The sequence below is a fragment of the Nocardioides speluncae genome, assembly GCF_003121585.1.
Classification (GTDB): Bacteria; Actinomycetota; Actinomycetes; order Propionibacteriales; family Nocardioidaceae; genus Nocardioides; species Nocardioides speluncae.
In genome coordinates this window covers 165,265-176,832 of the sequence record NZ_QEOO01000036.1, presented here as the reverse complement: position 1 = coordinate 176,832, position 11,568 = coordinate 165,265, and the positions used below count along the sequence as shown (strand labels likewise).

Here is an 11,568-nt window from a genome sequence, read left to right as displayed (position 1 = left end):
TCAGTCGACCAGCGTCCGGCCGGTGAGGCGCAGGAAGACGTCCTCCAGCGACGAGCGACGGACCAGCACCGCCGCCGGCTGTAGGCCGCGCTCGTGAACCTTGACCAGGGTCTCCTCGCCGTCCTCGCTGTAGAGCAGCAGCCGGTCCGGCAGCACCTCCACCCGCACGGCCAGGTCCTCCACCTTCGCGGCGAGTGCTTCGTGACTGTCACCATCGCTGGCCACTCCGAACCGGAGCTCGGCGACCTCCCGCGTGGAGTGCTCGCGGATCAGGTCGAGCGGTGACCCCTCGGCCACGATCAGGCCCTTGTCCATCACCACCAATCGGTCGCAGAGCTGCTCGGCCTCGTCCATGTAGTGGGTGGTCAGCACCAGCGTGACGCCGGTCTGCTTGAGCCGGAACAGCCGCTCCCACACGACGTGCCGCGCTTGCGGGTCGAGCCCGGTGGTCGGCTCGTCGAGCAGCAGCAGGTCCGGCCGGTTGACCAGCGAACGCGCGATCGAGAGCCGGCGCTTCATGCCGCCGGAGAGGTCCTCGACCTTGCTCCTCGCCTTCTCGGTCAGCTGCACGAACTCCAGCAGCTCGTCGACCCGCTCCTTCAGCTCGGGCCGGGGGATCCCGAAGTAGCGGCCGTAGATCCAGAGGTTGTCGCGCACGTTCAGCTCGTTGTCGAGGGTGTCCTCCTGCGGGCAGACGCCGAGCCGGGCCCGGATCGCCGAGCCGGACACCGCCGGGTCCATCCCGAGCACGCGGAGTACGCCGCCGCTCGGCGGCGACACCGCCGCGATCATCCGCATCGTCGACGACTTGCCGGCGCCGTTGGGCCCGAGGAAGCCGAACGCCTCGCCGCGGCGTACCTCCACATCGACGCCGCGCACCGCCTCGACGGCGTCACCCGACTTGCCGCCGAACGACTTGCGCAGGCCCGCCGCGTAGATCAAGGAGTCGCTCACCCAAGTGACCCTAGACGCCGGTTCCGACAGTCTCATCCGGATTAGTCGCACCTCGGTGGTCGAGCACCCGAGGTGCGACGATGACCGGCAATGGAGTCCTACGTCGAGCGGCCGCCGCTCCCGCAGCTTGCGGGAGTGGTGCGGACGGTCTGGACCCAGCGCACCGGCGACGCGCCGTACCTGCAGCGCCACCTACCGACGGGCGGCATCGAGATCCACTTCCCGATCGGCGGCGAGCCGTGGCTGCTCGGCCCGCTGACCGGCCCGGTGCTGGAGCTGATGCCCCCACACACCACGCTCGTGGGAGTTCGCTTCCATCCTGGGGCCGCGCCACCGCTGCCGGCCGCGCTCGACGACCTGGTCGACCAGCGGCTGAGCCTGACCGATCTGTGGCGACGTACGACGGAACGCCTGGTCGACGCGATGGCGGCGGCCGGGACGCCGGAGCGGGCGCTGATGTTCCTGCAGGCACACCTCGTCGAGGAGTACCGCGCGGCGAACCGGCCGGACCCGCTCGTGGGTGCCGCCGTACTGGCGCTGATGCCCTGGCACCCGGTCAACATCGACACCCTCGCCACGCACCTGGCTCTCTCCACCAGCCAGCTGCGCCGCCGCTGCCTGCACGCGGTCGGGATGAGCCCCAAGGCGCTGCAGCGCACGCTGCGGTTCCAGGGCTTCCTCGCCTTGGCCCAGGCCGGCGCCACGGCGACCGGCCGGCCCGGCGCGGACGGCGTGGCCGGGCTCGCGGTCGACACGGGGTACGCCGACCAGGCCCACCTCAGTCGGGAGTGCCTCCGGCTGACCGGCCTGACCCCACGCAAACTGCTCGGCGGTGACCTCGACCGGTGCAGCTGCGGCCACGATCATGTCGCGTCGTACCAGCCTTTCCTCGCGACCCGGAACAGGCGCGATTTGTTCAAGAACCGACGGAGCCCCGGCGCCTAGGTTCGGCGTTGTGCCAGTCCTTGCCGAGCTCGCCGACTCACTCGATGGCGACCTGTTCAGCCCCGACTCGCCGGCGTACGACGCGGTCCGACGCCCGGTCAACGCCACGTACCAGGCCGTGCGTCCGCGGCTGGTGGTGGTGTGTCACTCGGTCGCGGACGTCGTCACCGTCATCGGGTACGCCGCGGCGAGCGGCGACCGGCTCGTCCCGCGCGGCGGCGGGCACTGCTTCGCGGGCCGCTCGTCGACCGACGGGATCGTGCTCGACACCTCCGGCCTCGCCGGCGTCACCGTGGCGGCCGACGGGACAGCCACCATCGGCGCCGGCGCCCGCCTCGGCCAGGTGTACGCCGACCTGCACGCCGCGGGCCGCACCCTCCCGGCCGGGTGCGGTCCGACCGTCGGCATCGCCGGCCTCACCCTCGGCGGCGGGATCGGGCTGCTCGGCCGTCAGCACGGCCTGACCTGCGACCGCCTCGTCGGCGCGCAGGTGGTGCTCGCCGACGGCCGAGTGGTGGAGTGCGACGAGGACCACGACGCCGACCTGTTCTGGGCGCTTCGCGGCGCGGGTGGCGGTCAGTTCGGCGTGGTCACCTCGCTCCGGTTCGCCGCGGTCCCGGAGCCGCTAACCACCCGGATCGAGGCGCGCTGGACGGACTCCGGCGTTCCGGAGCTGGTGGCGGCCTGGCAGGCCTGGGCACCGGACGCCCCGGACGAGCTGACCGTGAACCTGACCCTGACGTCCGAGCCCGGCGCTCCGGTCCAGGCCCGTCTCGTCGGCGCCGCGACCCTCGACGAGGAACCGACCCGGGCTCTGCTGCGGGAGCTCGCCGAGCGGGCCGGCGCGACCCCGGAGCTCGACCTGCGCGCTGGTCTGCCATTCCACCGGCTGAAGCACACCCTCGCCGACCTCGACCCGCTCGAGGCACCCGGTCACGCCGTAAGGCTCCGGTCGGAGTTCTTCACCGCCCCGATGGCGGAGCCGACCGTCGCCTCGCTGCTGCGCCAGCTCGCCGCACCCAGGACCTCCGGCCGCCGAGAGCTCGCGTTCACCGCGATGGGTGGCGCCTACAACCGGGTCGCCGAGGAGGCGACCGCCTTCGCCCATCGCGGCGCACGCTTCCTGCTGGAGCACATCGCCGACGCGGCCGACCCGTGGGTCGACCGCTCCTGGGCGACGGCGCACACCGACGGCACCGGGCGGGTCTACCCGAACTTCCCCGACCCGGCGCTGGAGGATGGCGCCGCGGCGTACCACGCCGGTAACTACCCGCGGCTGGCAGCGGTCAAGCGCCGCTACGACCCACACCGGTTCTTCGACTTCCCGCAAGCCATCTGAGCAGACAACAGAGCAGAAGGAGATACATGAGCAAGGTAATCAGTGCCCACTCCGTCTCGGTCGACGGCTACATCAGCGGCCGTACGCCGGACGGCAAAGAAGAGTTCGGCCGCGGTCTCGGTGACGCGCCGATGCTCTTCGACTGGTACTTCAACGGGGACACGCCGAGCGAGGTGTTCGACGGGTTCAAGCTCAGCGAGCCCAGCGCGCAGTTCTTCGACGCCCTCGCCGAGCGCGACGGAGCAACGGTCGCGGGGCGCGTGACCTACGAGCACTCCAGCAACTTCGGCGGCGGCAGCCCCCACCCGACGGCACCACTCGTCGTCCTCAGCCACGGACCCGTAGCCGCGATCAGCGACGCGCAGACCCTGGTCACCACCGGGATCGAGGACGCCATCGCCGCGGCGCGCAAGATCGCCGGCGGCAAGGACATCGGGCTGATGGGCGGCGGGGTCGCCACCGCGGCGCTCGCCGCCGGGCTTGTCGACGAGGTGGTGCTGCACCAGATTCCAGTCTTGCTGGGCGGCGGCCGGCGGTTCTTCAACGAGCTCCCGAGCACGTGCACCTGCGGCTGCTGCAGGCGATCCCGGCGCCGGGCGTGACCCACCTGCACTACGAGGTGGTCCGATGATCCTGGTCACTGGAGGGCTGGGCATGATCGGCGCCCACACCGCCCGCGCGCTCGTCGACCTCGGCCACGAGGTCGTGGTCACCTCGCACCGCCGGGCCGAGGTCCCGTCGTTCCTCGCTGGGCGGGTCACTGTGGAACGGCTCGACACCAACGACCGGGACGCCTTCCTGGCCCTCGGTGACCGCCACCAGATCAGCGACATCGTGCACCTTGCCGGCTCCATCCCCGACGATCCGGTCGACTACTTCCGGACCGACCTGACCGGGCTGCTCAACGCGCTGGACGCCGCCCGGGCCTGGGGCGTGGGCAGGTTCGCGGTCGCCAGCAGCCTGGGCGCCTACATCGGCCGGAACGAGGTTCCGTGGCACGAAGGGCTCGACCTGCCGACGACCGAGCTGCCGCACCTGATCATCGCGTTCAAGAAGGCGGTCGAGCCGCTCACCACCAACGCGCTCGCCGGCAGCGGCGTACAGCCCGTGATCCTGCGGATCGGCACCGTCTGGGGTCCGCTCGTCGACCCGGAGTCGCCGTTCTGCTACGTCCCGCCGTACATCAGCGCGGTGCTCCGCGGCGAGCAGCCGAAGCCGCTGTACGCCGACGACGGCGGTGACGTCTGCTACGCACCGGACGCCGGCCGAGCGATCGCGCTGCTGACGACCGCGGACACCCTGGCGCATGACACCTACAACGTGTCGAGCGGCCGCCCGTACACCAACCGCGAGCTCACCGAGGCGCTGCGGGCGGTCACACCGGGATTGGATCTGGACCTCCTGCCCGGCCGCCAGCATGGCCCCGGCGAGGATCCCTACCTCGACATCACTCGGCTCACCCGGGAGACCGGGTTCGCGCCCGAGTACGACGTCGCCGCGGCGGTCGCCGACTACGTCGCCTGGCGCGCCGACAACCCTCGCTGAGCCGGCGAGAGAAGAAAAAATCGCGGTCCGCCCAACCGGGCGGGCCGCGGTTTCCGTCTGTGGGGCGACGACAACCTGACCCCTGGTGAGAGGATCCGGCGTGAGCAAGTCCCACGACGAGGAGTTCACGTCGTTCGCGGCGTCTGCGCTGCCACAGCTGCGGCGTACCGCCTTCTTGGTCTGCGGCGACTGGCACCGAGCCGAGGACGCGGCGCAGGAAGCCTTGATCCGGACCTACCGCTCGTGGCGTCGCGTGGAGAGGCGAGAAGGCCTGCTCGCCTACGCGCGACGAACCGCGGTACGGGTGCTGGTCGACGAGTCGCGGCGCCCCTGGCGCCGGGAACGCACCAGCGGGCACGCCGACCTGGACCACGCGGTGGCCGACCCGGCCACCGCGTACGTCGAGCAGGACGCCGTACTCGTTGCGTTGTCGTCGCTGACCCCAAGGCGGCGCGCCTGCGTCGTCCTTCGCTACTACCACGACCTGTCGGTCGCCGAGACCGCACGCGCACTTGGCTGCTCGGAGGGCACGGTGAAGAGCCAGACCTCCGACGCGCTCAAGGCGCTGCGTCCGCTCGTCAGCGAGGTTGTGGAACACGGGAGCTCACGATGAACGACATTCACCACCGACTCACCCAGGCCGCCGACGACGAGGGCGTGCCATTGCGCACCGACTTTCCTGACCTGCTGCGGCGGGCCCGCGCCGACCGGCGCAGCCACCGGACCAGGGTCAGCCTCGCCGCCGCGGCCACCACGGCCGTCGTACTCGCCGGCGGCGGGTTCGGCCTCCAAGCGCTCGCCTCGTCCGGCGGCGCCGCGCCGGACCCGGCCCAGGCACCGTCGAAGTCCGCCGCGGCGGAGCCCCGACAAGGCGAGCCGTGGGTGCTGCCGGTCGACAGCTACCGGATCACCAATACCTTCGGTATGGAAGGCGGCTACTACAGCAGCGGCTTCCACGCCGGCCTCGACTTCGCCACTAGCTACGGCACGCCGATCAAGGCCATCACCGCCGGCAAAATCACCGCCGTCGGCTACCAGGGCGAGGCCGGCAACCGGATCGTCCTCAAGCTGGAGGACGGCACCGAGCTGCGGTTCCACCATCTGTCGGCGTTCGAGGTCGAGAAGGGCGACCGGGTCCGCACCGGCCAGGTGATCGGGTACGTCGGCTCCACCGGGAACTCCTTCGGTGATCATGTCCACCTCGAGGTCAGGCCGGACGGCCGCAAGCCACTCGACCCGGTCAAGGTGCTCGCCGAGCACGGGGTCCACGTGAACGCCCCCAAGTCGAGGCCCCCCGGCCGACCCGAGGCACCGTCGGGCCAGACCACCGACAAAGCGCAGTGGGTGAGGCCGGTCGAGGGGTGCCGCATCGGAGACACGTTCGGCCAGCGCCAGGATTACTACAGCAGCGGGTATCACACCGGTCTGGACTTCAAGTGCAAGTACGGAAAGCCGATCAAGGCGGTCACCGCCGGCAAGGTCACCGCCGCCGGCTACAAGGGTGCTTATGGCAACCGGGTCGTGATCCAGCTGAAGGACGGCACCGAGCTGTGGTTCGCCCACATGTCAGGGTTCGAGGTCAAGAAGGGCGACCGGGTGCGGGCCGGCCAGGTGATCGGGTACGTCGGCTCGACCGGCAACTCCGTCGTGCCGCATCTCCATCTCGAGGTCAGGCCGGGCGGTGGCGACCCGGTGGACCCAGCCCACGCACTGGCCCAGCACGGCGTGAAGGTCGACCTCAGCGACTGAGGCCGCCGCTGCACGAGCACCAGGGGCGGGTCCGGAAACGGATCCGCCCCTTGTCTCGTCTCGATAACAGCGCGACACCACTCAACCCGGCGTATGACCTGTTCCGTCTCCTGAGTGACACCACCGAACGAAGGAGCACTCGTGACCCGGTCGTACGACGCGGACTTCGCGGCCTTCGCCACCGCCGCAATCCCCGGACTCAGTAAGTCCGCCTATCTCATATGTGGCGACTGGCATCGGGCCGAGGACGCGGTCCAAGAGGCACTGATCAAGGTGTACCGCGCGTGGCCCCGCGTCGAGCGGCGCGAGAGCCTGCTGGCGTACACCCGGCGCGCCACCGTGCGGGTCCTCATCGACGGATCCCGGCGGCCCTGGCGCCGCGAGACCAGCACCGACGACCTTCCGGTACGCCTGGTCGCCGACGAGACCGGAGGCATCGACGACCGGGACGAGATCGTGCGGGCGCTCGCCACGCTCACGCCGAGGCGACGGGCCTGCATCGTGCTGCGCTACTTCGCCGACCTTTCCATCGCCGAGACCGCAGAGACCCTGCGCTGCGCGGAGGGGACCGTGAAGCGGCAGACGTCCGACGCCCTGCGTGCCCTTCGGGACCAGCTCGACATCGAACTCACCGAGACGAGGTAGCCGACCATGACCGAACAGCTCCGGACCCGCCTTCGCGACGCCGCGGACGGCCACACCAGCGGCATTCAGGTGCCCGATCTCCTGCATCGCGCGCAGGTCTCGAAGCGGCGGCACCGGTACGCCGCCGGCGGTGCCACGGTCCTGGCCGCCGCCGTACTCGTCGGTGGCGCGATGGGCGCGCGTGCCGCACTTCCCGAGAACCCCGACGACACCGCTCCGGCCAGCCCGCAGCCGCGGGCCGAGGAGTCGAAGTGGGTCGTCATGGACTCCGCCAACGAGAAGCGGGTCAACGACGCCAACATCGGCGTCGTACGCCGGATCATCGACGCCGACAACCAGTACGTCGTCGGCAAGCCGAGCGCCAGCTGTTGTGGCGGGGGCAGCGAGTCCGGCGAGATCGGCGCGTCGCTCTACTTCGTCTGGCAGCATCCCGGCGTGCCCCAGTCGGCCGATCCCCATGCGCGGCCCATCGTCCAGGTCTCCATCGCCAATGGGTGGGGTGGCACCCTCGCAGAGTGTGGATCGAAGCCGGACGACGGCAACCAGTGTCGCGAGGTCGAGCTACCCGGTGGCGTGGTGGCGAAGATGATCGGTACCAAGGGTGACGACGAGCACGCCTCGTACGCCTACAAGCAGCCTGACGGCACGGTGATCCAGCTTTCCATGGGGATGCAGTACGGCGGCGACGCGCCCAAGTTCAGGCCCGACTGGGACACCGAGGCGACCTACGACTGGGGCATCTCCGACCGGCAGATCGCCGCCGTACTCACCGCCGAGGAGCTGGACCCGCCGCTCAAGCAGGTGCGGGTGGTCCCGGGCATGTCGGCGACCGACGCCAAGCGGGCACTGCTCCAGGCACTCGGCGACGACGCCGCGACGTACCGCCACAAGTCTGGAACCGACGACGACGGGACGAAGCTGGAGGGCACGTTCGCCGGCGGCGGCACCCTGAGCGTCGACCTGGACGAGATGACCGCGGACCTGGTGCCGGCGGACGGCTGCCAGCCCGACGAGCCGGCCGTCTGCGAGGAGCGCACGGTGGACGGCCAGACGGTCACTACCTGGTCGGTCCTCAACCAGGATCCGGGCAACTTCCAGCTGGTCTTGGTCGAGGGCGAGCAGCGGCGGGTCTACCTCAGCTACTACCTGCCGGCCGGCGGTCAGGGGGCGCTCACCCTCGACGAGCTGGCCCAGATCGCCGCCGACGCCGGCTGGCAGCGGTGAGCGGCTAGGCCCGAGCGGTCACCGGCTCAGCTCCCCGCAGTTGACCTGCAGGTGCTGGCCGGTGACGGCCTTGGCCAGGTCGGAGAGGAAGAAGGCGACCACGTCGGCGACCTCTCCGTCCTCGGCCATCCGGCGTAGCGGGAACTTCCCGGTGATCTCGCCGAGCACGTCCTCGCGGGTCTTGCCGTCGGTGGCCAGCATGTCGACGTACAGCTCCACCGGCGGCCCCCACATCCACGACGGCACCACCATGTTGACCCGAATGTTGTCCGGGCCGAGCTCGTCGGCGAGGTAGTACGCCGAGGTCAGCAGCGCGCCCTTGCTGGCGGCGTACCCGACCTGTGGCAGCGACGGCTTGAACATCGACTGCGAGCCGATCACCACCACCGAGCCGCCGCCGGCCGCCTTCATCACCTTCGCGGCCGGCCGCAGCACGTTGTAGAGGCCGAGCACGTTGATCTCCAGCGCCCGGTGCCAGTCCTGGTCCTTGGCGTCGTAGAGCCCGCCCCAGGCGTTCTCGTACGCCGCCACCTGGGCCAGCCCGTGGACCGTCCCGAACCGCTCGACCGTCGCGGCGACCAGCGCGTCGCACGCCTCCTGGTCGGTGATGTCGGTGGGGGCCGCGAGCACCCGCTCCCCGCTCGGGTCCAGCTCCTCGGCGAACTTGGCGAGCTTGTCGGCGCTGCGGGCGGCGATCACCACGTTGGCGCCCTGACGATATGCGCTCTCCGCGCACTCCCGCCCCAGCCCATCGCCGACGCCCGTGATCAGGATTGTCTTGCCGTCGAGGATCATGCACTGAGAGTAGAACGTGTTCTATCTCCGCGCCAGGTGCCAGCCGAAGCGCTGACCAAAGTCTGCGATGGCCCGAGGACTATCCGGCCTCAGGCCATCACGGTCTTCACGAGCGCCGCGCCGGTCGAGAGGATGCCGAGAACGGTGGCCACTGTCGCCAAGCAGGTCGACGGATTGGTCCAGAGCCCCTGGGTCAGCTCGCGCCATTTTGGCGGCACGACGGTCAGCTTGAGCTTCTGCCACTTGTGCTGGCGGTTGCTGCAGCCCAACAGGAGACCGGAAGAGTTGTTCCTGCAGAACTGGTTCTTGCGGGTCATGGCACCGCACCAGACTGGAGCCTGAAAGAGGAAGTAGAGGGTGACGGCCAACGACAAGACGACTAGGAACAGCGGCCCGACCTCGCTGAGCCACCACGCGCTGATGAGGACAATGAGGGCGACGTAACCCCAGTACTTCCCGAGATTCTTCATGCTGGAGAAATGTACCGATATGACCGCTGCGTTCGCTTCGTGCCGACTGGATGACGTCATCGGTTCTGGATGCGCTGTAACGCCGTCCACCCAGCCGGACATGAGATGACATGAGCGGCCCGCCCGAAGAGCGCTTCCGTGCGCTCTACGACGCCCATTTCCGTGACGTCCTGCGGTTCGCGCTCCGCCGGACACCGCAGCCTGAGGACGCCGCCGACGTGGTGGCCGAGACATTCACCGTGGTCTGGCGGCGGCTGGACCGGGTGCCGTACGGCGGCGAGGCACTCCCCTGGCTGTACGGCGTGTGCCGCAAGGTGCTGGCCAACCAGACCCGGTCGGCGCTGCGCCGCGAGCGGCTCGGCGCCCGGCTGAGAGCGACCCTGGCCACGCGCGTCGTACCCGACCCGGCGGGCGACGTCACGCTCCGGCTGAGCGTGAACAGCGCGATGGAGCGGCTCAGCTCGAGCGACCGCGAGCTGCTCCGGCTCTCCGCCTGGGAGGGCCTGGCGCCGCAGGACATCGCGATCGTGCTCGGCATCGCTCCCCGCGTCGCCCGCACCCGTCTGTCCCGGGCCCGGGCCAGGCTCCGTGCCGAGCTCGGCCCGGAGGTCAGCTCGAAAGTAGGAAGAGACGCCCGCGCCGCTGGCGGACATGAACTCGACGTCCAGGGAGCCTCGCTCCCACAACCCGCACCCGGAAAGGGGCGATGAACATGACCAGCGACGATGTCCGAGCCATGCAGGCCGCGGACCCGTACGCGCCCTCCCGGGTAGCCCTCGACCTCGATGCCGAGGGTCGCGAGCTGATGGAGGAGATCATGTCCACGACGAAAGAGAAGACCCCGCTGCGGGCGCACCCGCTGCTGCGCCGGCACGGGCGGTGGGTGCTGCCGGTGGCGGCCGCGGCTGCCGTTGCCGCGGTGGTCGCAGGAGGTGTCGTCATCCGCGGGGGTGATGACGGCGCCGGCCCGGCCAACCCAGGCCCGGCGAGCTCGGTCAAGGCTGACCCGAAACCAGGCCTGGAGAAGAACCGCGCCCAGGCCAAGCCGCCGAAGGCCGACCCCGGCCTGCCGCCGACGCCCGAGAACCTGTACCACGTCGTACTCAACGACGGCGCGTGGCAGATCAGCAACCTCAACAACGACGAGGTGTACGGCGGCTCGCTGTCCTGGTCGAAGGGCAAGCAGGCGCTGCAGGTGACGTGGTACCCCGCTTCGGAGTATCAGTCCTACCTCGCCGACCGGCGCGACATCGGGCCGGCGCGGGACGCCACCGTCCTCGGCCAGCAGGGTGAGGCCTTCCATCAGGCCATCGACCTGAAGAAGTCGGGCGACCAGAGCCTCTACGTGGAAACCGAGCCGACACTTGGACCGGACGGGGAGGACCCGGGCAACAACCTGCGCGTGATGACGGTTCTGCCGCCGGTCGGTGACTTCTTCCTGGAGTTCGACGCCTCCGTGATCGACGAGGCGGAGTACGACGCCGTAATGGCGCAGCTCTCCCGCGTGAACGGTCAGGCCTGGAACGCCGTAATCGACCGGGCGACCGTTACCCCTGGTGAGGGCCAGGCTTTCCTCGACCAGGCTGGCCAGGGCGTGCCGCTGCCACAGGGCATGACGGTGACGGTGGCCGACCTTGAGCTGCCGCAGTCGGATTACCACGCCCGTGCCAGCTTCGCGTCCAAAGTGCTGTGTGGCTGGGCGCAGCGGTACATCGACGGTGACGACGCCGCGCTCGACACTCTCCAGGGCAGCGCGGACTGGGCGGTGCTGCAGGCGATGGACGACGGAGACTACGCGGACGTGACGGCCGACCTCGTCCAGGAGCTCGCCGACGACCGCACCTTCGACAGCTGGCGCCAGGGCTGGGGCTGCGCCTAGACCAGACACCGCTGGTTGAGGAG

At 70.2% G+C, this 11,568-nt stretch carries 13 protein-coding genes; 10 read left to right on the top strand and 3 right to left on the bottom strand.

What is annotated here, in order from left to right; all coding sequences use genetic code 11:
- Positions 1-954 carry an ABC transporter ATP-binding protein gene (locus tag DDV73_RS18650; protein WP_240617358.1) on the bottom strand — a complete coding sequence of 318 codons (954 nt, stop codon included), beginning with the start codon at positions 952-954 and terminating at the stop codon, positions 1-3.
- A 90-nt stretch (positions 955-1,044) separates the two neighbouring features.
- Here DDV73_RS18650 and DDV73_RS18645 point away from each other — a divergent pair, with 90 nt between their 5' ends.
- The 8 genes from DDV73_RS18645 to DDV73_RS18610 all read left to right on the top strand — a co-directional run bounded on the left by DDV73_RS18645 (position 1,045) and on the right by DDV73_RS18610 (position 8,401).
- Entirely contained in the window at positions 1,045-1,899 is an 855-nt protein-coding gene (locus tag DDV73_RS18645) for a helix-turn-helix domain-containing protein (protein WP_109508763.1), read from the top strand.
- Between the two features lie 10 nt (positions 1,900-1,909).
- Positions 1,910-3,238, top strand: a complete 1,329-nt coding sequence (locus DDV73_RS18640; protein ID WP_206050950.1) for an FAD-binding oxidoreductase — start codon at positions 1,910-1,912, stop codon at positions 3,236-3,238.
- A gap of 26 nt (positions 3,239-3,264) precedes the next feature.
- The gene (locus DDV73_RS18635) at positions 3,265-3,840 is read left to right on the top strand and encodes a dihydrofolate reductase family protein (RefSeq protein WP_240617357.1); all 576 of its coding nucleotides are present in this window, start codon (positions 3,265-3,267) and stop codon (positions 3,838-3,840) included.
- 25 nt (positions 3,841-3,865) lie between these two features.
- Entirely contained in the window at positions 3,866-4,783 is a 918-nt protein-coding gene (locus DDV73_RS18630) for an NAD-dependent epimerase/dehydratase family protein (protein WP_109508761.1), read from the top strand.
- Positions 4,784-4,883: 100 nt separating this feature from the next.
- Positions 4,884-5,396: a SigE family RNA polymerase sigma factor gene (locus DDV73_RS18625; RefSeq protein ID WP_109508760.1), complete on the top strand. Its 513-nt coding sequence runs from the start codon at positions 4,884-4,886 to the stop codon at positions 5,394-5,396.
- Positions 5,393-6,532, top strand: coding sequence for a M23 family metallopeptidase (locus DDV73_RS18620; RefSeq protein ID WP_109508759.1), 1,140 nt, complete (start codon positions 5,393-5,395; stop codon positions 6,530-6,532). The genes DDV73_RS18625 and DDV73_RS18620 overlap by 4 nt, the downstream gene beginning before the upstream one ends.
- Positions 6,533-6,673: 141 nt before the next feature.
- On the top strand, positions 6,674-7,177 hold the full coding sequence (locus DDV73_RS18615) for a SigE family RNA polymerase sigma factor (RefSeq protein WP_109508758.1): 504 nt from the start codon (positions 6,674-6,676) through the stop codon (positions 7,175-7,177).
- A 6-nt stretch (positions 7,178-7,183) separates the two neighbouring features.
- Positions 7,184-8,401, top strand: coding sequence for a hypothetical protein (locus DDV73_RS18610; RefSeq protein ID WP_109508757.1), 1,218 nt, complete (start codon positions 7,184-7,186; stop codon positions 8,399-8,401).
- 18 nt (positions 8,402-8,419) lie between these two features.
- On the opposite strand, the gene DDV73_RS18605 is transcribed toward DDV73_RS18610, so the two are convergent.
- Positions 8,420-9,196, bottom strand: coding sequence for an SDR family oxidoreductase (locus tag DDV73_RS18605; RefSeq protein WP_109508756.1), 777 nt, complete (start codon positions 9,194-9,196; stop codon positions 8,420-8,422).
- Between the two features lie 89 nt (positions 9,197-9,285).
- Positions 9,286-9,666 carry a hypothetical protein gene (locus tag DDV73_RS18600; protein WP_109508755.1) on the bottom strand — a complete coding sequence of 127 codons (381 nt, stop codon included), beginning with the start codon at positions 9,664-9,666 and terminating at the stop codon, positions 9,286-9,288.
- Positions 9,667-9,776: 110 nt separating this feature from the next.
- Here DDV73_RS18600 and DDV73_RS18595 point away from each other — a divergent pair, with 110 nt between their 5' ends.
- A complete protein-coding gene (locus tag DDV73_RS18595; protein ID WP_109508754.1) occupies positions 9,777-10,376 on the top strand; it encodes an RNA polymerase sigma factor in 600 nt (199 codons plus the stop codon).
- A gap of 2 nt (positions 10,377-10,378) precedes the next feature.
- Complete coding sequence (locus tag DDV73_RS18590) at positions 10,379-11,545, top strand: hypothetical protein (RefSeq protein ID WP_109508753.1); 1,167 nt, start codon at positions 10,379-10,381, stop codon at positions 11,543-11,545.
- Positions 11,546-11,568 lie beyond the last annotated feature (23 nt).